At 70.1% G+C, this 22,614-nt stretch carries 17 protein-coding genes; 6 read left to right on the forward strand and 11 right to left on the reverse strand.

Annotated elements, in window-relative coordinates:
• The first annotated feature begins 10 nt into the window (after positions 1-10).
• A complete protein-coding gene (locus tag AC07OA_RS08280) occupies positions 11-2,368 on the forward strand; it encodes a glucan 1,4-alpha-glucosidase (RefSeq protein ID WP_494663311.1) in 2,358 nt (785 codons plus the stop codon).
• A gap of 4 nt (positions 2,369-2,372) precedes the next feature.
• On the opposite strand, the gene AC07OA_RS08285 is transcribed toward AC07OA_RS08280, so the two are convergent.
• The 6 genes from AC07OA_RS08285 to AC07OA_RS08310 form a co-directional block, all read right to left on the reverse strand.
• Positions 2,373-3,746, reverse strand: a complete 1,374-nt coding sequence (locus AC07OA_RS08285) for an alginate export family protein (RefSeq protein WP_494663312.1) — start codon at positions 3,744-3,746, stop codon at positions 2,373-2,375.
• A complete protein-coding gene (locus AC07OA_RS08290) occupies positions 3,743-4,435 on the reverse strand; it encodes a YoaK family protein (RefSeq protein ID WP_494663313.1) in 693 nt (230 codons plus the stop codon). Before AC07OA_RS08290 ends, AC07OA_RS08285 begins: the two co-directional genes overlap by 4 nt.
• Positions 4,432-4,851, reverse strand: a complete 420-nt coding sequence (locus AC07OA_RS08295; RefSeq protein WP_494663314.1) for a DoxX family protein — start codon at positions 4,849-4,851, stop codon at positions 4,432-4,434. Before AC07OA_RS08295 ends, AC07OA_RS08290 begins: the two co-directional genes overlap by 4 nt.
• 2 nt (positions 4,852-4,853) lie before the next feature.
• Positions 4,854-6,704 carry an amidohydrolase gene (locus tag AC07OA_RS08300; protein ID WP_494663315.1) on the reverse strand — a complete coding sequence of 617 codons (1,851 nt, stop codon included), beginning with the start codon at positions 6,702-6,704 and terminating at the stop codon, positions 4,854-4,856.
• Positions 6,705-6,784: 80 nt separating this feature from the next.
• On the reverse strand, positions 6,785-7,051 hold the full coding sequence (locus AC07OA_RS08305) for a XapX domain-containing protein (protein WP_494663316.1): 267 nt from the start codon (positions 7,049-7,051) through the stop codon (positions 6,785-6,787).
• A gap of 57 nt (positions 7,052-7,108) precedes the next feature.
• Entirely contained in the window at positions 7,109-7,774 is a 666-nt protein-coding gene (locus AC07OA_RS08310) for a hydrolase (protein ID WP_494663317.1), read from the reverse strand.
• Positions 7,775-8,070: 296 nt separating this feature from the next.
• On the opposite strand from AC07OA_RS08310, the gene AC07OA_RS08315 reads away from it, so the two are divergent.
• Together AC07OA_RS08315 and AC07OA_RS08320 are read left to right on the forward strand one after the other, a co-directional pair.
• On the forward strand, positions 8,071-8,751 hold the full coding sequence (locus AC07OA_RS08315) for a heavy metal response regulator transcription factor (RefSeq protein WP_494663318.1): 681 nt from the start codon (positions 8,071-8,073) through the stop codon (positions 8,749-8,751).
• Positions 8,748-10,169, forward strand: a complete 1,422-nt coding sequence (locus AC07OA_RS08320; protein WP_494663319.1) for a heavy metal sensor histidine kinase — start codon at positions 8,748-8,750, stop codon at positions 10,167-10,169. The genes AC07OA_RS08315 and AC07OA_RS08320 overlap by 4 nt, the downstream gene beginning before the upstream one ends.
• On the opposite strand, the gene AC07OA_RS08325 is transcribed toward AC07OA_RS08320, so the two are convergent.
• The 4 genes from AC07OA_RS08325 to AC07OA_RS08340 form a co-directional block, all read right to left on the reverse strand.
• Positions 10,166-11,545, reverse strand: a complete 1,380-nt coding sequence (locus AC07OA_RS08325; protein WP_494663320.1) for an efflux transporter outer membrane subunit — start codon at positions 11,543-11,545, stop codon at positions 10,166-10,168. The genes AC07OA_RS08320 and AC07OA_RS08325 overlap by 4 nt on opposite strands.
• Complete coding sequence (locus AC07OA_RS08330; protein ID WP_494663321.1) at positions 11,532-12,713, reverse strand: efflux RND transporter periplasmic adaptor subunit; 1,182 nt, start codon at positions 12,711-12,713, stop codon at positions 11,532-11,534. Before AC07OA_RS08330 ends, AC07OA_RS08325 begins: the two co-directional genes overlap by 14 nt.
• Complete coding sequence (locus tag AC07OA_RS08335; protein WP_494663322.1) at positions 12,706-15,888, reverse strand: efflux RND transporter permease subunit; 3,183 nt, start codon at positions 15,886-15,888, stop codon at positions 12,706-12,708. The genes AC07OA_RS08330 and AC07OA_RS08335 overlap by 8 nt, the downstream gene beginning before the upstream one ends.
• 124 nt (positions 15,889-16,012) lie before the next feature.
• Positions 16,013-17,029, reverse strand: coding sequence for a zinc-dependent alcohol dehydrogenase family protein (locus tag AC07OA_RS08340; RefSeq protein ID WP_494663323.1), 1,017 nt, complete (start codon positions 17,027-17,029; stop codon positions 16,013-16,015).
• Between the two features lie 121 nt (positions 17,030-17,150).
• Here AC07OA_RS08340 and AC07OA_RS08345 point away from each other — a divergent pair, with 121 nt between their 5' ends.
• From AC07OA_RS08345 to AC07OA_RS08355, 3 genes are all read left to right on the forward strand, one after another.
• Positions 17,151-18,059 (forward strand): LysR family transcriptional regulator, encoded by a 909-nt coding sequence (locus AC07OA_RS08345; RefSeq protein WP_494663324.1) that lies wholly within the window; start codon positions 17,151-17,153, stop codon positions 18,057-18,059.
• Between the two features lie 190 nt (positions 18,060-18,249).
• A complete protein-coding gene (locus tag AC07OA_RS08350) occupies positions 18,250-18,672 on the forward strand; it encodes a (R)-mandelonitrile lyase (protein WP_494663325.1) in 423 nt (140 codons plus the stop codon).
• On the forward strand, positions 18,669-19,427 hold the full coding sequence (locus AC07OA_RS08355; protein ID WP_494663326.1) for a carboxymuconolactone decarboxylase family protein: 759 nt from the start codon (positions 18,669-18,671) through the stop codon (positions 19,425-19,427). Before AC07OA_RS08350 ends, AC07OA_RS08355 begins: the two co-directional genes overlap by 4 nt.
• 51 nt (positions 19,428-19,478) lie before the next feature.
• Here AC07OA_RS08355 and AC07OA_RS08360 read toward each other — a convergent pair whose 3' ends face one another.
• Positions 19,479-22,610 (reverse strand): efflux RND transporter permease subunit, encoded by a 3,132-nt coding sequence (locus AC07OA_RS08360; RefSeq protein WP_494663327.1) that lies wholly within the window; start codon positions 22,608-22,610, stop codon positions 19,479-19,481.
• Between the last annotated feature and the right edge of the window lie 4 nt (positions 22,611-22,614).

Raw genomic sequence — 22,614 nt, forward strand, 5'->3', positions numbered from 1 at the left:
AGAGGCTCGCATGCGCACTTTCAAGACCCCCATTGGCAAGACCCTCGCCCTGACCTCGGCCGCCGCCCTGCTGACGGCCGGCGCCGCCCAGGCCGCCGAGCCGACCACCACCTGGGCCTATTCGGCCAAGACCGGCGTCGGCGCGTCTTACGAGGCCTATGTCGACGGCGCCTACAAGGACGGCGGTCCGACGGGCGCGGTGTCCAAGGTCTGGTTCTCGATCGCCGACGGCGTGCTGACCGAGACCATGTACGGCCTGATCCACCAGGCCCAGATCAAGCAGATGCGGGTGGCCGTCCAGACCCCCACGGGCCTGGCCGTCGAGGGGCGCGACACCACCACCCGCACCGAATATCTGCACGTCGATAAGGCCGGTCGCCCCCTGTCGCCGGCCTACAAGGTGACGACGACCGACAGGGACGGCCGCTTCGAGATCGAGAAGCGGATCTTCACCGACCCGGACCGCAACAGCCTGTTCGTCCGCGTGACGGTGCGCGCCCTGAAGGGGCCGATCACCCCGTTCCTGGTGCTGGAGCCGCACATGGCCAACACCGGGACCAACGACGTGGGCTCCGCCGGCACGGCCCTGACCGCCCACGAAGGCAAGTTCTTCCTCAGCCTCAAGGGGCGGACCTCGTTCGTGAAGGGCGCCGCCGCCACGCTGAAGGACGGCGACGCCCTGGCGATCTTCGACAAGGACGGGGCCCTGAACGGCGGTTCCGAGGCCAAGGGCGCCATCGTCCTGGCCGGCCAGTTGCCGACCCAAGCCTCGGGCGAGGCGACCTACGACTTCGCCATCGGCTTCGGCGACAGCATCGCCGCCGCCGACAAGACCGCTTCGGCCACCCTGAGCACCGGCTATGCCGAGGTGCTGGCCCGCTACAACGGCGAGGGCGCCCGCGTGGGCTGGGAAGATTACCTGGCCTCGCTGACCGAGCTGCCGCGCCTGCGCAAGGCCGCGACCGACGGCGGTAAGCTGGTCCAGGCCAGCGCCCTGATGCTGAAGGTGCAGGAGGACCGCACCTATGCCGGCGCCCTGATCGCCTCGCTGTCCAATCCCTGGGGCGACACGGTCGACGCCTCCAAGCCCTCGACCGGCTACAAGGCCGTCTGGCCGCGCGACTTCTACCAGTGCGCCATGGCCCTGGCGGCTCTAGGCGACAAGCAGACGCCGCTGGCGGCCTTCCACTACCTGCCCACCGTCCAGGTCGGGCCGAAGACCCCTGGCAACAAGGGCGCGGGCGGCTGGTTCCTGCAGAAGTCCGAGGTGGATGGCACGCCCGAGTGGGTGGGCGTCCAGCTGGACCAGACGGCCATGCCGATCATGCTGGGCTGGAAGCTGTGGAAGCTGGGCTGGCTGTCGGAAGACGACCTGAAGGGCTGGTACGGCAAGATGCTCAAGCCCGCCGCCGACTTCCTGGTGGACGGCGGCAAGGTCGACCTGGGCTGGAACCATTCGACAATCACCCCGCCCTTCACCCAGCAGGAGCGCTGGGAAGAGCAGGGCGGCTATTCGCCCTCGACCACGGCGGCGGTGATCGCGGGCCTGGTGACCGCCGGCGACATCGCCGCGCTGTCGGGCGACGCGGCCGGCGCCGAGCGCTATCGCAAGACGGCCGACGACTATTCGTCCAAGGTCGAGGCCCGCATGGTCACGACCACCGGCAAGTACGGCGACGGCAAGTACTATCTGCGTCTCAACAGCGACCAGGACCCCGACAACAAGAGCCCGGTCGAGAGCCGCAACGGCCAGATCGATGCGCCCGAGGACCAGATGCTGGACGCCGGCTTCCTGGAGCTGGTGCGCTACGGCGTGCGCCGCGCCGACGATCCGGCCATCCTCGCCACCCTGCCCAAGCTGGACGACCAGTCGATGCAGGACCTCTATCGCGTGCGCTACGACTTCACCTTCCCGGGCCACAAGGGGACCTTCCCGGGCTGGCGGCGCTATGGCGTCGACGGCTATGGCGAGGACGCGACCACGGGCGCCAACTATGGCGTCGGCGGCCAGATGACCCCCGGTCAGCGCGGCCGCGTGTGGCCGATCTTCACCGGCGAGCGCGGCCACTACGAACTGGCGGTCGCGGGCCTGAAGGGCAAGCCGTCGGCCAAGGACGTCAAGCGCATCCGCGAGACCTATGTGACGGCCATGGAGCTGTTCGCCAACGACGGCCTGCTGATCCCCGAACAGGTCTGGGACGGCGTCGGCAAGGACAGTCCGCACGGCTACACGCGTGGTGAAGGCACCGACTCCGCCACGCCCCTGGCCTGGTCGCACGCCGAGTACGTCAAGCTGCTGCGCTCGGTCAGCGACGGGGTGGTCTGGGACAGCTACGCCCCGGTCAAGGCGCGCTACGTCAATCCCTGATCGGTCAGAAGCGGTACTGGACGATGGCCATGGCGAAGTTCACGTCCTGGCCGCCTTGCGCGGTCACCGCCGCGCCGGCGTCCTGATGGACGGCCTCGAATTGTAGCTTCAGGTTACGGTCCACCTGCCAGGCGGCGTCCAGCTGCAGCGCGCCGCCGACGGCCTTGGAGCCGCCCGCCGACGCCGGCGTCAGGGCCGTCGAGGGCTGCAGATAGATGGCGTCGTCGGCGGTCTGCAGCCGCCGGGCCATGTAGCTGACCTCGACGGTCACGTCGCGGCGCGGCGCCAGGCCCAGGCTGGGGCGCAGGGCGACCAAGTTGCTCCAGCTGGTCAGGGCCGTTTCGTTGAAATAGGCGCCCTTCGGGAACAGCGGATTGAAGGTGCCCAGCTTGCCGTCGTTTGGATCCGTGTCGCCCGATCCGGCGTCCAGCCGCAGGCCCAGGCGCGGCGACCAGGGGCGCGGGAGCGTATAGCCGCCGCCGAGGCTGCCGCCCCAGGCGCGGATGTCGCGGCCGGCGAACCGGCCGCTCTGGACCATGCCCTCCAGTTCGTAGTCGACCGCGCCGCGCCGGCCGGCCAGGCGTGCGCCGAAACTGCTCCGCCGCTCGTCGCCCCGCGTCGCTCCGAACCGCACGCCATCGCGGTCGAGTCCGAAGGCGTAGAGGTCCAGCGACACGGCCTTGCTCAGGGTCTTGGCGGCGTAGATCCCATAGAACCGCTGCTGGCGGTTGCTGCTGTCGTCGAAGCCGCCGGTCTGGATGGTCACCGGATGGACGAAGAAGGCGTCCAGCCGCAGGCCGGCGGTTTGGCGGGTGACGCGCACGCCGTCGAAGCTTTGCCGGATGTTGGGGCTCTCGCGCACCGAGACGAACCGCTGGGTGGGGTTCAGCGACAGCTCCTGCCGGCCCAGGCGCAGCCGCCAGCGGCGGTCGGCGTCGGGCGTCACGTCCAGGAAGGCCACCTGGGCGTCCAGGCCGTCGCGGTCGCTGACGGCCGGGGGATCCTTCTTGCCGATGTCGCGGTGCACGCCCAGCTCGCCGTACAACCGTACCCGCGATCCCAGGTGCAGGTCGGCGCTGAAGAGGGCGCGGGCGAGGCCGTAGGTGTCGGCTTGCTCGCCCGCGATACCGAAGCGCGGCGCGTCGAATGCATCCACCCGCAACCGCGCCTCGCCGCCGAGGGACAGATAGACATCCGGATCGTCGTTCAGCGGGATGTAGCGCAGTCGGTCGCCGGGCGAGGCGGCCGGCTGGTCGGCCAGATAGCGATAGGTCTCGTCGGAGCGGATCAGCTTGAACGCCGGCGGCTCGGCCGCCTGGGCCAGGCCCGAAGCGCCCAGCGTCGCGGCCAGGGCGACCCAGGCGGCGCGCGGCTTCACGCCTTGGCCTCGGCCGCGGGATTGAACACCAGCATGGCCAGGATCGCGGCCACGCCGGCCAGGACGCACCAGAAACCCGCGAAGACGAAGCCCACGCCGCCGGCGATCGCGCCGACCGCGAAGGCCAGCACTGGCGGTAGCATCTTGCGGATGCGGGGCAGCGCTTCCTCGACGTGCGGACCGCGCTCGCTCAGGCTGACCAGGTCCAGGACGATCTGGGTGACGTTGCCGGTCATCACCGTGGTCGGCGACAGGTGGGCGAAGACGGTGCGCGAGGCCGCGTTCTGCACCCCCATGGCCAACACCCCGATCAGGCCGGTCAGGATGGCGACCGGCTGATCGCCGCCGGTGAACGGCGCCAGGGTCAGGCCGGCGACCATGAAGGCCGTCAGGAGCAGCGCCTGCACCACCAGCAGCGCCCGGGCGCCCGGGCGATGGGTCTTTCGGCAATGGCGCAGAAACAGGCTGACCAGGGCGACGGCGACGATGAAGGTCGGCAGGGCCAGCAGCTTGGCGATGATCCCCGAATGATGGGTGGCCAGCGCCGCGCCGATCAGCACGAAGTTGCCGGTGACGTGGGCGGTGAACAGGCCGAACAGCCCCACGAACCCCACCGTGTCGATGAAGCCGCCGTTGAACGCGGCCAGGATGGCGGTGGCGGTCCCGCCTTTCGGAGGCGGCGGGGTCATGCGCTTCTCCGATCGCGCTCGAGCAGCACGGCCGCCAGCACGAAGCCGCCGATCAGGCCGATGTGCTCCAGGAAGGTGTTGAGGGCGTGGAAGCGCTCCATGGGGTCGACCACGGTCCAGAAGGGATGAGCGATCAGGGTGGCGAGCGCCGTGAACACGCCGAGCGCGCCCGCGCCCAGCCAGCCGGCGCGGCCCAGGATCACCGCCACCGAGCCGCCCAGCTGGACCAGGACGGTGGCGGCCATCACCAGCCAGGCCGGCTTCAGGCCGAAATGAGCGGCCTCGGCCTGGGCGCCGGAGAGGTCGGCAAGCTTCGACAGGCCGCTCCACCAATAGGGCAGGGTCAGCAGCACCCGTCCCAGGATCGACAGGGCGGGGGCTTTCAGCAGGGCCGCGACGGGCTTGGGCGTGGCCATGCTCATACCGCCCAGCAGCCGCAGCCCAGGGCGCCCCAGAACGAGCGCGCGTCGGCGGTCGGCGCTTCGGCGCCCAGGGCGGCGGCGTGGTCGTGGCCGTGGACGCCGCAGCCGCTGGCGCAGCCGCAGGCCGAGGCCAGGGCCTTGGCGTGCGAACGCGAGCGATCCTGATAGCCGCCGAAGGTGCGCACCGGCGACCAGTCGGGCATCGGCGGGGGCAGGGCGGGCGCCAGCTTGGAATAGTCGCCTTCGCCGTGCACCACCTTGCCGCCCAGCAGGGTCAGGACCGAACCCAGGTGCGGTATCTCGTCCTCGGGCACGCGCAGATAGTCGTCGGAGAGCACGGCCAGATCGGCCAACTGGCCGACGGCGATCTGGCCCTTCTTGCCTTCCTCGTTCGAGAACCAGGTGTTGGCCGTGGTCCACAGGCGCAACGCCTCCTCGCGGTCCAGGCGGTTGGTCGGCGGATAGAGGCGCGTGCCGCCCACCGTCTTGCCGGTGACCAGCCAGTTCAGCGAGACCCAGGGATTGTAGCTGGCCACGCGGGTGGCGTCGGTGCCGGCGCCGACCGGGATCCCGGCCTTCAGCATCTTGTCGATCGGCGGGGTGCGCTCGGCGGCCTTGGCGCCATAGCGCTCGATGAAATATTCGCCCTGATAGGCCATGCGGTGCTGCACGGCGATGCCGCCGCCCAGGGCCGCGATGCGGTCGATGTTGCGCTCGCTGATCGTCTCGGCGTGGTCGAAGAACCAGTGCAGGCCGTCGAAGGGGACGTCCTTGTTGACCTTTTCGAAGACGTCCAGCGCCCGGTCGATGGTCTGGTCGTAGGTGGCGTGCAGTCGCCAGGGCCAGCGCTGCTCGGCTAGCAGGCGGATCACCGGCTCCAGGTCGCTCTCCATGTTGGCCGGCATCTCGGGCCGCTCGACGCGGAAGTCTTCGAAGTCGGCGGCGCTGTAGACCAGCATCTCGCCCGCGCCGTTGTGGCGATAGGTGTCGTCGCCCTGGCCGGGCTTGACCTGCTTGGACCAGCCGGCGAAGTCGGCCAGCTCGCCCTTCGGCTTCTGGGTGAAGAGGTTGTAGCTGATGCGCAGGGTCAGCTGGTCGTCGGCGTGTAGTTTCTCGACGATCTCGTAGTCGTCTGGATAGTTCTGGAAGCCGCCGCCCGCGTCGATCACGCCCGTCACGCCCAGGCGGTTCATCTCGCGCATGAAGTGGCGAGTGGAATTGAATTGATACTCAGGGGGAAGCTTCGGCCCCTTCGCCAGGGTCGCGTACAGGATCGTGGCGTTGGGCTGGGCCAGCAGCAGGCCCGTGGGATTACCGGCCGCGTCTCGGACGATCTCGCCGCCGGGCGGGTTGGGCGTGTCCTTGGTGTAGCCGACGGCGCGCAGGGCGGCGGCGTTCAGCAGAGCGCGGTCGTAGAGGTGGAGGATGAACACCGGCGTCTCGGGCGCGGCGGCGTTGATCTCGTCCAGGGTCGGCAGGCGCTTTTCGACGAACTGGTGCTCGGTGAAGCCGCCCACGACGCGCACCCATTGCGGCGGCGGGGTGTTGGCGGCTTGCTTCTTCAGCATGGCCATGGCGTCGGCCAGGGTCGGCACGCCGTCCCAACGCAGTTCCATGTTGTAGTTCAGCCCGCCCCGGATGATGTGCATGTGGCTGTCGATCAGGCCCGGGATCACCCGCCGGCCGCCGGCGTCGATCACCTGGACGTCGGCCCGGGCCGCGGCGCGGACGTCGCCCTCCTGGCCGACGGCGACGAACCGCCCGTCGCGGATCAGCGCCGCCGAGGCCTGCGGATTGCCCCGGTCCAGGGTGGTGATCTTGGCGTTGACGAGCAGAAGGTCGGACATCGGGCGCCTTTCGGGCAAAGCGGTACTGGGGAGAAGGGCTGCGCCGAGCGCCTGGCTCAGGGTCTGGCGGCGCGTCTGGCTCACGCTTGGTCCTTCGCGGTCTCGACGTCCGGCGCGGGGGCCGCCTGGGGGCCCAGGATGTGCGCGGCGCAGTCGGTCTTGATGTAGGCCAGGACGGGCGCGCCCGAGGCCAGGCGCTTGACGATCGGCACGGCCTGCTCACCGATCAGCATGCCCATCAGGCCCAGCAGGGCGATGGCCGGCGGCGCGGGCGAGCGCACGCCCATCAGCGCATAGAGCACGCCGACCAGCAGGCCGGCGCCGAGCGAGAGGAGATAGGGCTTCATGGGGTCACTCCACGCGGAACGGTAGTGGCGGGACCCGGAGGTCCCGCCGGGCCGGAGCTAGGCCGCGTGGGCGCCTTCGGAGGCGCCGAACATGGTCTTGGCGTAGATGATCCCCAGGCCGTAGCCGCCGCCGAACTTGCGGGCGATGCCCGTCGTCAGGTCGTACGTCTCGCCGCGCGCCCAGTCGCGCTGCAGTTCCAACATGTACTGCAGCGAGGTCAGCGGCCGGGCGCCGGCCTGGATCATCCGCTCGACCGCGCGCTGGTGCGCCTCGGCCGACACGTCGCCGCAGCAGTCGCTGATGAAATAGACTTCGAAGCCCTGGGCGATGGCCGACAGGGCCGGGCCGACGATGCAGACGCTGGTCCACAGGCCGGCCAGCACGATGCGGTCCTTGCCGATGGCGTTGACGCGCTTGATGACGTTGGCGTCTTCCCAGCTGTTCATCGTGGTGCGGTCGGTGACCTCGGCCGTGGGGAAGGCGTCCTTGATCTCGTCGAACACCGGGCCCGAGAAGCTCTTTTCGGCCACCGAGGTGATGATGGTCGAGACGCCAAAGCCGGCGGCGGCGTGGGCGACCAGGGCGGCGTTGGTGCGCAGCAGGGTGGCGTCGATCGAGTGGGTGGCGAAGGCCATCTGCGACTGGTGATCGATCATGATCAGGGTGTGATCGGTCGGGGTCAGCAGCTGGGGGCCGGCGGCCGGCGTGGCGAGGATGGTCATGGGATCGTCCCTAAAATAGAATGGGCGGACAGAATGGGGGCGGACCGCCCGGTCGGCGGATCAGCCTGGCCACTCTAGGCGGCGGGACGCCGGGGCTCTTTTCGTGAACGACGGTGCTTTGAACGAACGCGCCTCGAACTGGCTTCGGGTCGGAAATGTCATTTTGCCGTCAGCATGCCGACCATCTGGACTGGGCAAAGTGGCTGCGTTCCCGGCATGGTGACGGACGCGGGGGCGCCTTATCTTGTCGGCCCGGGACGTCGCGTTCCGGTTTGCCGCCCGTGGAACGCCGGACCATGAAGATCCTGATCGTGGAGGACGAGCCCAAGACCGTCGCCTACCTGCGCAAGGGGCTGACGGAGCAGGGCTATGCGGTCGACTTCGTAGCCAATGGCGAGGACGGGCTGCATTTGGCCGAGACCCTGGACTACGACGCGATCGTACTGGACGGCATGCTGCCGGGGCTCGACGGGGTGGAGGTGCTGGAGCGGCTGCGCCAGAGCCGCCAGACGCCGGTGATCATGCTGACCGCCCGCGACAGCGTCGACGACCGCCTCAAGGGCCTGGGCGCGGGCGCGGACGACTATCTGGTCAAGCCGTTCTCGTTCCTGGAATTGCTGGCGCGGCTGCAGGCCATCACCCGCCGGGGCCGCAGCGAGTCGACGACCATCACGGTGGGCGACCTGCACCTGGACCTGCTGGCCCGGCGCGCCACGCGGGCGGGCAAGCGGTTGAACCTGACGGCCAAGGAGTTCGCCCTGCTGGCCGTTCTGGGTCGGCGCCAGTCGCAGATCGTCTCCAAGACGATCATCACCGAGCTGGTCTGGGACATCAATTTCGACACCAACACCAATGTGGTCGAGGTCGCCATCAAGCGCCTGCGGGCCAAGATCGACGGCATGTTCGAGACCAAGCTGCTGCACACCGTGCGCGGCATGGGCTATGTGCTCGAGCATCGTCCGGAGGGAACGCCGTGACCGTGACCCCGACCTCCATCGCCGGCCGCCTGGCCCTGATGTTCGCCATCGCCACCAGCCTGGTCTCGGTGCTGGCGGGGGTGGCGATCTTCGGTTTCCAGAGCCTGGAGCTGAAGCGCCACCAGTCCGAGGAGCTGAGCGCGCGCGCGGAGATCATCGAGGCGATGATCCATCGCCTGGAGGATCCGACCCGCTGGCCGCTGATGACCGACAAGCTGAAGTCGTTCACCCCGGCCGACGGCAGCATCCGCTACCGGATCGAGTCGGCCGATCCACGCTTTCAGTTCATGCCGGGCAAGGCGCTGGAGCCGGCGCGCGATGGCTTCGGCGTCATCCACGCGGACGGCAAGCAGTTCATGACCTTGGCGCGCAAGGTGCCGGCCTATGGCCGGCGTCCCGACGTGCGCCTGGTGATCGCCGCCGACACCGCGCCGTTCGACGCCTCGCGCCTTGTCCTGGGCGTCGGGGTGCTGGCCGTGTCGGTCGTGACCATCGCCCTGGTCAGTCTGCTGGGCTGGTGGATCGCCCGCCGAGGCCTGGCGCCGGTCGACCGGCTGTCGCACCGCGCCGGCGCGCTGAACCCCGCCGACCTTTCCCTGCGAATGCCGACCCAGGACCTGCCGGCTGAGCTGGTGGGGCTGATGAGCGCCTTCAACGGCGCCCTCGACCGTCTGCAGGGCGCCTACGAGCGGCTGGCCGCCTTCAACGCCGACGTGGCGCACGAACTGCGCACGCCGCTGGGCAACCTGATCGGCCAGACCCAGGTGGCCCTGTCGCGCCAGCGCCCCGCCGACGAACTGGAAGAGGTGATGCACTCCAACCTGGAAGAGCTGGAGCGGCTGCGCACCATCATCAACGACATGCTGTTCATGGCCCGCGCCGACCAGGGCGCCCTGGCGGCCAATCTCGCGCCGCTGTCCCTGGCCGCCCTGACCCACAAGACCGCCGACTTCCTGGATGTGCTGTTCGATGACGCCGACGTGAAGCTGGAAGTGCGCGGCGACGCCGTGGTGGTCGCCGACGCCTCGCTGTTGGGACGGGCCGTGACCAACCTGCTCGACAACGCCATCCGCCACGGCGTCGACTGCCGGAAGGTGCGGGTGACCATCGAGGCGCAGGACAAGGCGGTGTGCCTGTCGGTGCGCAATCGCGGCGGTCCGATCCCGGACGCGCATCTGGCGCGGCTGTTCGACCGCTTCTACCGCCTGGACCGCGCCCGCGAGCACAGCGGCGAGGTCCATGGCCTGGGTCTGGCCGTGGTCAAGGCCATCGTTATCATGCACGGCGGTTCGGTCTTCGCGCGATGCGAGGGCGGCGAAGTGCTGATCGGCTTTCTGCTGCCGCGCCCCGACGCGACCACGCCCGACGACCGGACTGCGCGCGCGACGGCCGCCGCGCCGGAGCCCGAAGCCGCCTAGCCGGTCCGGCCGTCCCAGCCGCCGCCCAGGGCGCGGATCAGGTCCACGCTGGCCGCCAGGCGGCGGGTGCGCAGGTCCAGGGCGCCGCGTCGCGCGTCCAATTCGGCGGTCTGGGCGGTGACCACGTCCAGATAGCTGGCCGCGCCTTCGCGATAGCGGGTGGTGGCCAGGGCGCTGGTGTGGGCGGCGGCGGCCACGGCCTCGTCCTGCCGCTCCTGGGCGGAGGCCAGGCGGTTGGACAGCACCATCTGGTCCTCGACCTCGCGGAAGGCGTCCAGCACGGTCTGGCGATAGCCGGCCGCGGTCTCGTCGAACACCGCCCGGCTGCGGGCGGCCTCGGCCTTGCGCGCGCCGCCATCGAACAGTGGCAGGGCGGCCGACAGCGGGCCCAGGGCCCAGACGCGGTTGGCCGCCGTCAGCAGTTCGCCGCCCGTGGACTGGTAGCCGCCGGCGGCGGCCAGGGTCACGCTTGGGAACCAGGCGGCGCGGGCCACGCCCACGCGGGCGTTGGCCCCCGCCATCCGGCGCTCGGCGGCCGCGATGTCGGGACGACGCTGGAGCAGGGCGGACGGCGCGCTGACCGGCGTGGTCGGGGCGTCGAGCAGTTCGGACGCGGAGGCCACGGTGAAGGTCGAGGCCGGTTCGCCGACCAGGACGGCGATGGCGTGCTCTAGCAGGGCGCGGTCGGCGACCGCCTGTTCGTACTGAGCCTGCGTCGCCGCCAGCTGGGTCCGCGCGCGTCCGGTGTCCAGAGCGCTGGCCGCGCCGCCGGTCTGGCGGCGGTTGGTCAGGTCCAAGGCCTGGCGATAGGCCTCGACCGTCGAGTTCAGCACCGCGATCTGGGCGTCGGCTCCACGCAGGGCGAAATAGGTGTCGGCCAACTGGGCCTGCAGGCTGAGGCGCACGCCGGCCAGGTCGGCGGCGCTGGCCTGGGCGTCGGCGCGGCCGGCGGCCACCAGGCCACGCACCCGGCCCCAGAGGTCCAGCTCGTAGGCGGCGCCGGCGGTCACGGTCGTGGTGTCGAACCGGCCATTGGCCGGGGTGCGCTGGCGCTCGACGCTTCCCTCGACGCCGAGGCTGGGCCACAGGGCGCTGGAGGCTTGGCGCGACAGGGCGCGAGCCTGGTCGTAGCGAGCCACGGCGGCGGCGAGGTCGGCGCTGCCCGCGTCCAGGCGGCGCTCCAGCCCGTCCAGCACCGGATCGCCGAACGCCGCCCACCAGGCGCCGGACGCGGCCGGGGCGGTCGAGCCCGGCGTCCAGGGTCCGGTGTCGCGGAAGGCGGCGGGCGTGGCCAGCGTCGGGGGCGTGTAGGCCGGGGTCGTCGAGCAGGCGGCGAGGGCCAAAAGCAGGAGCGGGGAGAGGTTAGCCGCGCGCACCGGCGCCTCCCTTGGGGCGGACCGCACGGACCTTGTCGCCGTCGGCGATGGCGTCGGGCGGGCTGGTGACCACCCAGTCGGACGCGGCGACGCCGGCGGCCAGTTCAAGGTCCGATCCATAGTCGCGGGCGATGCGCACGGGACGAATTCGCACGGTGTCGCTGCGGTCGACGACGGCCACGGCCGTGCCTTCCTTGCGGAAGAGCAGGGCGTTGGCGGGCACCCGCACGGCCGCGGTCTGCATGTCGCCCGCGCCCTTCAGGTCCAGACTGACCTGGGCATAGGCGCCCGGCTTCAGCTGGCCGCCGGCATTGTCGACCTCCAGCTGGACCAGCATGGCGCCGGACTGGGCGTCCACCGCGTCGGCCGAGCGCACCAGGCGGGCCGCGAAGGTCTGGCCGGGCAGCTCGGGCGTCGTGAAATTGGCCGTCATGCCCGGACGGATCTGGCCGGCCAGGTTCTGCGGCACGCTGACATAGAGGCGCAGCTTGCGGGTGTCGGACACGGTGAACAGCGGCGAGGGGCTGCCGCCGCCGGCGCTGATCAGGGCGCCCTGGTCGGTGTCGCGGCTGGTCACCACCCCGTCGAACGGGGCGACGATGCGCTTGAAGGCGGTCAGGGATTCCAGTCGGCGGACATTGGCGAAGGCCTCGTTGCGCATGGCCTCGCGGGCGGCCAGGTCGCCCTGGCGCTCGTCGGCCTCCTGCTGCGAGACGGCGTTTTCGCCGACCAGGCGCTTCCAGCGGGCGGCCGTGGTGGCGGCGAGATCCCGCTGGGCCGAGGCCGTGGCCAGGGCCGCGCGGGCGGCGACCAGCTGCTGGTCGACTTCGGGCGCGTCGATCTCGGCCAGGACCTGGCCGGCCTTCACCGGCTGGCCGATATCGACGTACCAGCGGCGCAGATAGCCGTCGGTGCGGGCATAGACCGGCGCCTCGGCCCAGGCCTGCAGGCGGCCGGGCAGCACCAGGGCCGCATCCTCGCCGCCGCCGGGCTGGACGACGTTGACCGTGGCCACCGCGCCGGCCTGGCTGGTCTTCTTCAAGTCCTGGCCGGCCATCAGCCGCGAGGCCGTTCCGCCCGCCAGGATCAGGACGAAGCCCGCCGCGCCGATCAGGGCGATGCGTCGCAACTGCCGGGGGCTGGTCTTGGGCAGGGTGTTGTCAGGCATGGGCGATACCCTCGGGCGAAGCGGTTTCCGTCTTGGGACGGCGGCCGTGGACGATGGAGAAGATGGTGGGGACGAACAGCAGCGAGGCGCAGGTGGCGAAGATCAGCCCGCCGACGACCGCGCGGCCCAGCGGCGCGTTCTGCTCGGCGCCTTCGCCCAGGGCGAGAGCCATGGGACCCATGCCGATGATCATGGCCAGGGCCGTCATCAGCACCGGGCGGAAGCGGGTGACCCCGGCCTCGAAGGCGGCCTGGACCGCGTCGCCCGTGGCCGCCAGCCGCTCGCGGGCGAAGCTGATCACCAGGATCGAGTTGGCCGTCGCCACGCCCATGCACATGATCGCGCCGGTCAGGGCCGGCACCGACAGCGGCGTGCCGGTGGCGAACAGCATCCAGGCGATGCCGGCCAGGGCGGCGGGCAGGGCCGAGATGATCACGAACGGGTCCAGCCAGGACTGGAAGTTGATGACGATCAGCAGATAGATCATCACGACCGCGCCCAGCAGGCCCCAGCCCATGCCCGAGAAGGCGGTGTTCATGGTCTGGTACTGGCCGCGCAGGGTGACGTGGACCTTGGCGGGCTTGTCCTTCTCCAGCGCCTTGAGAACCTTCTGGATGTCGGCGGCCACGCCGCCCAGGTCGCGGCCCTGGGTGGCGGCGAAGACGTTGATCATCGGCTGGATGTTGTACTGCGAGATCACGGCGGCCGTGGAACCGCGCTCCAGGTCGCCCAGGCCGCCCAGAACCTGCGGCGCCTGGCCGGGCACGCGGGCGCCGCTGACCGGGATCGAGCGCAGCTTGTCCAGGCTGTCGAGCATGTATTCCGGCGTCTGGGCCACGACGGGGTAGGAGACGCCGTTGGCCGGGTTCAGCCAGAACACCGGCGCGCTCTGGGCGCTGCCGGCCACGGCGCCGGCCAGGCTGGCGGTGACGTCGCGCTCGTCCAGGCCCAGGGCGTGGATGCGGGTGCGGTCGGCGTCGAAGCGCAGCTCCGGCGAGGCCACGGGTTGCTGGATCCGCACGTCGGCGATGCCCTTGATGCCCCGAATGGCGCGCAGAATCTTCTGGGCGTAGGCTTGGTTGGTCGCCATGTCGCCGCCGGCCACCTGGATGTCGATGGGCGAGGGGCTGCCGAAGTTCAGGATCTGGCTGGTCACGTCGGCCGGCAGGAACGAGAAGGTCGCCGACGGGAAGGCCTTGGGCAGTTCCTCGCGCAGGGCGCGGACGTAGTCCTCGGTCGGGCGGTGGCCCTTCTTCAGGCTGATCAGGATGTCGCCGTCCTGCGGACCGATGGTGCCCGAGGCGTTGTAGGTGACGTTGATGCCGCTGCTGCTGAGGCCGATGTTGTCGACCACGGTGTCGAGTTCTTCGGCCGGGATGACCATGCGCACCTGGCGCTGAATGCGGTCGAACAGCGCCGCGGACTCCTCGATCCGCGTGCCGGTGGGCGCCCGCACGTGCATGGCGATGGAGCCGGAATCCACCGCCGGGAAGAAGTTGCGGCCCAGGAACGGCACGAGCAGCAGGCTGAGCAGCGCGAAGGCCAGGAAGCCGGCGACGAACAGGCCGCGCGCGTCCAGGGCCGCGCCCAGCAGGCCGGCATAGCCATCGCGCACCTTGGAGAAGCCGCGCTCGAACCCGCGCTGGAAGCGGACCAGCCGGTTGGTCGACGGCGCTTCCTGGTCATGAGGGACGTGCGGCTTCAGCAGGTAGGCGGCCATGGTCGGCACCAGGGTCCGCGACAGCAGGAACGAGGCGATCATGGCGAACACGACCGACAACGCCATGGGCACGAACAGGAAGCCCGAGACGCCCGGCAGGAAGAACATCGGCACGAAGACGATGCAGATGCACAGCAGCGAGACGAAGGCCGGGGTCACGATCTGGGCCGCGCCGTCCAGGATCGACGTCTTGACGTCCTTGCCGTGCTCCAGGTGCCAGTTGATGTTCTCGATGGTGACAGTGGCGTCGTCGACCAGGATGCCGACGGCCAGGGCCAGGCCCCCCAGGGTCATGACGTTCAGGGTCTGGCCGAACGCCGCCAGGGCCGCGATGGCCGCCAGCACGGCCAGCGGGATCGAGACGGCGATGATCACGGTCGAGCGCCACGAGCCCAGGAACAGCAGGATCATCAGCGAGGTCAGCACGGCGGCCAGGGCGCCTTCGTGGACCACGCCGTCGACCGCCGCCTTCACGAAGGTCGACTGATCGTTCAGGGGGCGGATGGTCAGTTCGGGCGGCAGCTGGGCCTTCAGGTCCGGCAGGGCGGCCTTGACCCCGTCGACGATGGCGATGGTCGAGGTCGAGCCCGACTTCAGCACGGTCATCAGAACCGAGCGCTGGCCGTCGACGTGGACGATGTTCTGCTGCGGGGCCGAGCCGTCGCGCACGTGGGCGACGTCGCCGATGCGGATGGTCGCGCCGTTGACGGTTTTGACCGGCAGGGCGTTCAGCTCGTCCACCGTGCCGGGCGCGTTGTTCAGGCGCAGGCTGTACTGGAACTCGCCGATCTTGACGAAGCCGGCCGGGGTGATCTGGGTCTGGGCCGCGATGGCCGCCCCAACGTCGGTGGCCGATAACCCCTTGGACAGCAGGGCCTGCGGGTCGATGTCGACCTGGATCTGGCGGGTCTTGCCGCCGAACGGGAACGGCACGGCGGCGCCCGGCACGGTGACCAGGCGCGTGCGGATGAAGTTGACGCCGTAGTCGAACAGCTGCTGCTCGGAGAGGCCCTGGCCTGACAGCGCCAGCTGCACGATCGGCACGGTGGAGGCGTTGTAGTTCAGGATCAGGGGCGGGGTGGTGCCGGACGGCAGCTGGCGCAGCAGCGTCTGGGAGACGGCGGTGATCTGGGCGTTGGCCAGGCGCACGTCGGCGCCCGGCTGGAAGTAGATCTTCACCACGCCGATGCCCTGCAGCGAGGTCGCCTCGATGTGGTCGATGTCGTTGACCGTGGTGGTCAGGGCCCGCTGGTAGGGCGTCAGGACGCGGCCGGACATGTCGGACGGCGACAGGCCGTTATAGGTCCAGGCCACCGCGACCACGGGGACGCGGATGTTCGGAAAGATGTCGGTCGGCGTACGCAGGATCGCCAGGACGCCGACGATCAGGATCATCGCGGCCATCACGACGAAGGTATAGGGACGCGCCAAGGCCGTCCGCACGAGCGAGATCATCGGCAGTTCCGTCGTTGCGGAGGGGGAGGTTGGTAGCGGTGTATCAAGGTCAGCGGGTCGGCAGCCTGACGGCTGCCTGACAAGACGGTCAGCAAAGGCCGACCGTCGCCGCCGGGGCGTTGGATCAGACCCGCAGCAGGGTCTTGATCGCCCGTCGCTCGTCCATCGCGCGATAGCCTTCGGCCACGTCGGCGAGGGGCAGTTGCAGGTCGAAGACCTTGCCCGGATTGATCTTTCTATCGAGCACCAGCCGCATCAGGTCCGGCAGGAAGCGACGGACCGGCGCGGGGCCGCCCAGCAGCGAGCGCTGGGCGAAGAACAGCTTCTGGCCGTCGAATTCCACGCCGTGGGGCACGCCGACGAAGCCGATCGTGCCGCCCGGGCGGGCGCAGTTCAGGGCCTGGTCCATCGATTCCTGGGTGCCGACGCATTCCAGCACCGACTCGGCGCCGACGCCGTCGGTCAGTTCCTTGACCCGGGCGATCCCCTCGTCGCCGCGCTCGGAGACGATATCGGTGGCGCCGAACTCCAGGGCCAGGTCCTGGCGGGTCTTGTGGCGGCTCATGGCGATGATGCGGTCCGCGCCCATCTGCTTGGCGGCCAGCACGCCCATCAGCCCGACCGCGCCGTCGCCGACCACCACCACGGTGGAGCCCGCCCGGACACGCGCGGCGTCGGCCGCGTACCAGCCCGTGCCCAGCACGTCGGAGACGGCCAGCAGGCTGGGGATCAGGTCGTCGTCGGGCAGGGATTCGGTCGCCACCAGCGAGCCGTCCGCCAGCGGCACGCGGGCCAGCGGCGCCTGGGCGCCGGTCATGAACTGGCGCTGCTCGCACGAGGACTGGAAGCCGAACCGGCAGTGCGGGCAGGTGTTGTCGGACAGGGCGAACGAGCCGACCACGAATTGGCCGGGCCGTACCGTCTTCACCGCGCTGCCGACCTCCTCGACGACGCCGCAGTATTCGTGACCCATGGCCAGGGGCGCGGTGACGTCGTTGAGGCCGCGATAGGGCCACAGGTCCGAACCGCAGATGCAGGTCGCCGAGAGGCGGATGATCGCGTCCGTGGGCGCGAGGATCTTCGGCTCGGGAACCTCCTCGTAACGCACGTCGCCGGGGCCGTAGAGCATCGTCGCCAGCATGGACCGTTCTCCTAGTCGTTCGAAAACCCCCTCCGACACGTGGGGCGGGCTCTAACTAGGGCGGGGACATTCCGACGATTAGTCGCTAAAGCCGGGATGAACCTATGTGTGGAGTTCATCAATGCGGCGCGAAGACCTGGGCGACCTGATGGCCTTTCTGGCTGTCGCCGACGAGCGCAGCTTCACGCGCGCGGCCGCCAAGCTCGGCACCTCGCAGTCTGCGCTGAGCCATACGATACGTCGCCTGGAAACGCAGTTGGGGCTGAGGCTCCTGACCCGCACCACCCGCAGCGTCGCGCCCACCGAGGCGGGTGAGCGCCTGGTCGAGACACTCCGGCCGGCGCTGGACGACATCGACCGCAAGCTGGCCAGCCTGACCGAACTGCGGGAGAAGCCGGCGGGCCTCGTCCGCCTGACGACCAGCGGCCACGCCGCCGAAACGCTCCTGTGGCCCGTGATGTCACGGTTCCTGGTCGACTATCCCGACATCAAGGTCGAGCTGACCATGGACAGCACCCTGACCGACATCGTCGCCGAGCGTTACGACGCCGGGGTGCGGCTGGGCGAATCCATCGCCAAGGACATGATCGCCGTGCCGATCGGCCCGCCTCAGCGCATGATCGTGGTCGGCTCGCCGGCGTATTTCGCGCGCAAGGGCGCCGAGCCCCAGACCCCGCACGAGCTCACCGACCACAGCTGCATCAACCTGCGCATGCTGACCCTGGGCGGCCTCTATGCCTGGGAGTTCGAGAAGGACGGCCATGCCCTGCGGGTGCGGGTCGACGGCCAGTTGACGATGAACGACACCCGGATGATCGCCCAGGCGGCGGTCGACGGCTTCGGCCTGGCGTTCCTGATGCAGGACATGGTCCAGACCTATCTGGACGACGGGCGACTGGTGCAGGTGCTGGCCGACTGGTGCGAACCCTTCGCGGGCTATCACCTCTATTATCCCAGCCGCCGCCAGCCGACCCCGGCCTTCGCCGCGCTCGTGGAGGCGTTGCGCTATCGGCCCGGCCGCCACTCATGAATGCGCGGCATAGACGCATGCCGATCCATGCGGCTAATCGCCGGAGCGTCTTCGTCCTAACCTGACGTCCTGCGTGACGGCGGCGATACGGCCTCGTCGACAACGAGGACGGACGATGACGCCTTCGAGTTTGATCGGCCTGCTCGCCATGGTCGCCGCGCCTCACGCGGAGATGCAGCAAGGAGCGAGCATGGAAATCCAGCGCAACGGCGCCAAGCCTTCGGTCGCGGGGCCGGCCGATTATTTCACCGGCAGGGTCCGTATCGACACCCCGTTCCAGGCCAAGCCGCCGGCGCGGGCCGGCGGCGCCCTGGTCACCTTCGAGCCCGGCGCGCGCACCAACTGGCACACCCATCCGCTGGGACAGGTCCTGATCGTCACTTCGGGCGTGGGCTGGACCCAGTGCGAGGGCGAGGCGGTGGTCGAGATCCGTCCGGGCGACGTGATCTGGTGCCCGCCGGGACACCGTCACTGGCACGGCGCTACCCCCACCAGCGCCATGAGCCACATCGCCATCGCCGAGACGTTCGAGGGGCGGGCCGTCGACTGGCTGGAGCCCGTCACCGACGCGCAGTACCTGGCCGGAAACGGCGACGGGGAGGTCTCGCGATGAAGATGCTCGCCGCCGCCATGGCCGCCGCCGCCGTCGCTTCGCCCGCCGACGATCAGGGCGGCGGTCGGTCTCGACCCAGCGTCGCGCCGCCGGCCGTTCACGCCGTGGCGCCGCAACTGGCGGCCTATACCGACGACGTGCTGTTCGGCGACCTCTGGGAGCGCAAGGACCTCACGCCTCGCGACCGCAGCTTCGTCACGGTCTGCGCCCTGGTGGCCGGCGGCCATGTCGAGCAGATGCCCGGGCACTTCAAGCGCGCGCTCGACAACGGCGTCACGCCCGCCGAATTGTCGGGGATCATCACCCACATGGCCTTCTACGCCGGCTGGCCCAGGGCCATGTCGGCCGTGAGCGTGGCCAACACGGTGCTGGGCGAGCGCGGCCTGGCGCCGGTCACGCCGCCCCAAGCCCGCCTGCCGTTCGATCCGGCCGCCGACGCGCCGCGCGCCCGGGCGGTCGAGACCGGCGTCGGCGCGGTCTCGCCGGCCCTGGCGGACTACACCAACAAGGTCCTGTTCGAGGACCTGTGGCTGCGGACCGACCTGTCGCCGCGCGACCGCAGCCTGGCGACGGTGGTCGCCCTGGTCGCCAACGGCCAGGCCGAGCAACTGCCGTTCCACCTCGGCCGGGCCATGGACAACGGCCTCAGCCGCGACCAGGTCGGGGCGGTGCTGACCCATCTGGCCTTCTATGCGGGCTGGCCCAGGGCTATGTCTGCGGTGTCCGTCGCCGACAAGGTCCTCAAGGCCCGCTGACCGGGGCGTCGAGGTCCGACGGGCGGCGTTCACGCCGCCCGTCGTCCTTGATCAGGCCTGCGGCGTGCGCGACCGGTAGGTCAGCCTGTAGAGCGCCGGCAGCACCAACAGGGTCAGCAGGGTGGACGAGACGATCCCCCCGATGACCACGGTGGCCAGGGGCCGCTGCACCTCGGCGCCGGCCCCGACGTTGAAGGCCATGGGCACGAAGCCGAGGCTGGCCACCAGGGCCGTCATCAGCACGGGCCGCAGGCGCGTCAGGGCGCCTTCGCGGATGGCGTGGTCCAGGTCCGCGCCTTCCCGCTGGAGCGCGCGGATGAAGCTGACCATCACCACCCCGTTCAGCACCGCCACCCCCGACAGGGCGATGAAGCCCACCCCCGCCGAGATCGACAGCGGCAGGCCTCGCAGCAGCAGCGCCGCCACCCCGCCGGTCAGGGCCAGGGGCACGCCCGAGAAGACGATGGCCGCGTCCTTCACCGAGCGGAACAGCGCGTAGAGCAGGCCGAAGATCAGCAGCAAGGTCGCGGGCACGACCAATTGCAGCCGCTTAGCCGCCGAGATCAGTTGCTCGAACGTGCCGCCATAGGTGATCCAGTAGCCGGGCGGCAGTTCGACCTCGGCCCCGACTCTCTCGCGGACCTGCGCGATGAACGAGCCCAGGTCGCGGTCCCGCACGTTGGCGGTGACCACGACGCGGCGCTTGCCGTCCTCGCGGCTGATCTGGTTGGGACCGATGATGGTCTCGATCCGGGCCACGTCCTGCAGGGGCACGAAGCCCCGGGGCTGGTCGAGGCTGCCGGGCAGGGGAATGCGCAGCCGGCCGATCTCGTCGACCTTGCCGCGCACGTCCTCGGGCAGACGCACGACGACGTCGAAGCGCCGGTCGCCCTCGAACACCTGCCCCGTCACCGTGCCCCCGATGGCGGTGGCGACCACCGACTGCACGTCGTCGACGTTCAGGCCCAGGCGCGCCAGGGCCGCCCGGTCGGGGGTGATCTGCAGAACCGGCAGGCCGGTGACCTGCTCGACCCCGACGTCTTGAGCGCCTTGGACGCCTTCGACGACGGCCCCGATCCGCTCGCCGATCTCCAGCAGCCGGTCCAGGTCGTCGCCGTGGACCTTGACCGCCACGTCGGCCCGCACGCCGGACAGCAGCTCGTTGAACCGCATCTGGATCGGCTGAGTGAACTCGTAATTGTTGCCCGGGACCTGGGCGACCAAGGCCTGGAGCTCGGCCACCAGCTTGGCCTTCGGCTTGCCGGGATCGGGCCAGTCCTTGCGGTCCTTCAGCATGATGAAGGTGTCGGCGACCGAGGGCGGCATCGGGTCGGTGGCGACCTCGGCGGTGCCGATCTTGGCCACGACGCGATCCACCTCCGGCAGAGTCTTGATCCGGGCCTCCAGCGCTGTCTGCATGGCGACGGCCTGGGAGAGGCTGGTCCCGGGTATGCGCAGGGCGTGCATGGCGATATCGCCCTCGTCGAGATTGGGCACGAACTCCGAGCCCATCCGCGAGGCGGCGAACGCCGCGACCGCCACCAGCACGACCGCCCCGGCGACGACGACCACCCGCAGGCGCAGGGCCGCCTCCAGGGCCGGTTCGTAGAGCCGGCGCGCGCCGCGCATGATCGGGTTGTCCTTCTCCTCGACCTTGCCGGTGACGAACAGGGCCACGGCGGCGGGGACGAAGGTCAGGGACAACACCAGGGCGGCGGTCAGGGCGATGACCACGGTGATGGCCATCGGGTGGAACATCTTTCCCTCCACGCCCGTGAGCGCGAAGATCGGCACATAGACCAGGGTGATGATCAGCACGCCAAACAGCGAGGGGCGGATGACCTCGCCGGCCGCGCCGGCCACCAGGGCGAAGCGCTCGTCGCGCGAGAGGAGACGGCCCTCGCGATGCTGGGCCTCCCCCAGGCGTCGCAGGCAGTTCTCGACGATGATCACCGCCCCGTCGACGATCAGGCCGAAGTCCAGCGCGCCCAGGCTCATCAGATTGCCAGAGACCCTAGACTGGACCATGCCGGTGATGGTCATCAGCATGGCCAGCGGAATGACCGCCGCCGTGATCAGGGCCGCCCGGATGTTGCCCAGCAGCAGGAACAGCACGACGATCACCAGGATCGCGCCCTCGACCAGGTTCTTCTCGACCGTGGCGATGGCTCGATCGACCAAGTGTGTGCGGTCGTAGATCGGTTTGGCCGTCACGCCCGGCGGCAGGGCCTTGGCGGCCTGTTCCAAGCGCTCGGCGGTCGCACGGGCCACCGTGCGGCTGTTCTCGCCGACCAGCATGAAGACCGTGCCCAGCACCACCTCCTTGCCGTCCTCGGTCGCCGCGCCGGTGCGGAGCTCCTGACCCAGGCCTACGTCGGCCAGATCAGCGACCCGGATGGGCGCACCGTTGCGGCTGGCGACGATCACCGCCCGCAGGTCCTCGACGCCGGTAGCCTGGCCGGGAACGCGAACCAGATACTGCTCGCCGTAACGCTCCACATAGCCGGCGCCGACATTGGCGTTGTTCCGCTCCAGCGCCGCGACGATGTCGCCCATCGCCAGGCCATAGGCCGAAAGGCGGTCGGGCAGGGGCGTGACGTGGTACTGCCGCTCGTAGCCGCCGATGGTGTTGACCTCGGTGACGCCGGGCGTGTTGCGCAACTGGGGCCGGATCACCCAGTCCTGCAGGGTGCGCAGATCCTCGGGCGTCCAGGCCTTGCCGTCGGGACGGCGCGCGCCCGGCTTGGCCTCGACCGTGTACATGAAGATCTCGCCCAGGCCCGTGGAGATCGGTCCGAGCTCGGGGTTCAGGCCGGCCGGCAACTGGGAGCGAGCCGACTGCAGCCGTTCGCCGACCAGCTGGCGGGCGAAATAGAGGTCGGTCCCATCCTTGAAGACGACCGTCACCTGCGAGAGGCCGTAGCGCGAGATCGAGCGCGTGTACTGCAGGCCCGGCAGGCCGGCGATGGCGGTCTCGACCGGGAAGGTGATCCGCTGCTCGGCCTCTAGGGGCGAGAAGCCGGGAGCCTCGGTGTTGATCTGGACCTGGACATTGGTGATGTCGGGCGTGGCGTCGATGGGCAGGCGCTGGAAGCTCCAGACCCCGACGGCCGCGGCGACGGCGACGAGCGCCAGCACGATCCAGCGAAGCCGGATCGAAGCGGCGATGATGCGTTCGAGCATGGTT

It is taken from the genome of Caulobacter sp. GW821-FHT09B08 (assembly GCF_059418225.1).

Bases quoted from the DNA above. Each gene is read 5' to 3' on its own strand.
- AC07OA_RS08280 (WP_494663311.1), top strand. From the start codon at position 11: ATGCGCACTTTCAAGACCCCCATTGGCAAGACCCTCGCCCTGACCTCG.
- AC07OA_RS08290 (WP_494663313.1), bottom strand. From the start codon at position 4,435: ATGACCCCGCCGCCTCCGAAAGGCGGGACCGCCACCGCCATCCTGGCC.
- AC07OA_RS08295 (WP_494663314.1), bottom strand. From the start codon at position 4,851: ATGGCCACGCCCAAGCCCGTCGCGGCCCTGCTGAAAGCCCCCGCCCTG.
- AC07OA_RS08300 (WP_494663315.1), bottom strand. From the start codon at position 6,704: ATGTCCGACCTTCTGCTCGTCAACGCCAAGATCACCACCCTGGACCGG.
- AC07OA_RS08305 (WP_494663316.1), bottom strand. From the start codon at position 7,051: ATGAAGCCCTATCTCCTCTCGCTCGGCGCCGGCCTGCTGGTCGGCGTG.
- AC07OA_RS08310 (WP_494663317.1), bottom strand. From the start codon at position 7,774: ATGACCATCCTCGCCACGCCGGCCGCCGGCCCCCAGCTGCTGACCCCG.
- AC07OA_RS08315 (WP_494663318.1), top strand. From the start codon at position 8,071: ATGAAGATCCTGATCGTGGAGGACGAGCCCAAGACCGTCGCCTACCTG.
- AC07OA_RS08330 (WP_494663321.1), bottom strand. From the start codon at position 12,713: ATGCCTGACAACACCCTGCCCAAGACCAGCCCCCGGCAGTTGCGACGC.
- AC07OA_RS08335 (WP_494663322.1), bottom strand. From the start codon at position 15,888: ATGATCTCGCTCGTGCGGACGGCCTTGGCGCGTCCCTATACCTTCGTC.
- AC07OA_RS08340 (WP_494663323.1), bottom strand. From the start codon at position 17,029: ATGCTGGCGACGATGCTCTACGGCCCCGGCGACGTGCGTTACGAGGAG.
- AC07OA_RS08345 (WP_494663324.1), top strand. From the start codon at position 17,151: ATGCGGCGCGAAGACCTGGGCGACCTGATGGCCTTTCTGGCTGTCGCC.
- AC07OA_RS08350 (WP_494663325.1), top strand. From the start codon at position 18,250: ATGGAAATCCAGCGCAACGGCGCCAAGCCTTCGGTCGCGGGGCCGGCC.
- AC07OA_RS08355 (WP_494663326.1), top strand. From the start codon at position 18,669: ATGAAGATGCTCGCCGCCGCCATGGCCGCCGCCGCCGTCGCTTCGCCC.
- AC07OA_RS08360 (WP_494663327.1), bottom strand. From the start codon at position 22,610: ATGCTCGAACGCATCATCGCCGCTTCGATCCGGCTTCGCTGGATCGTG.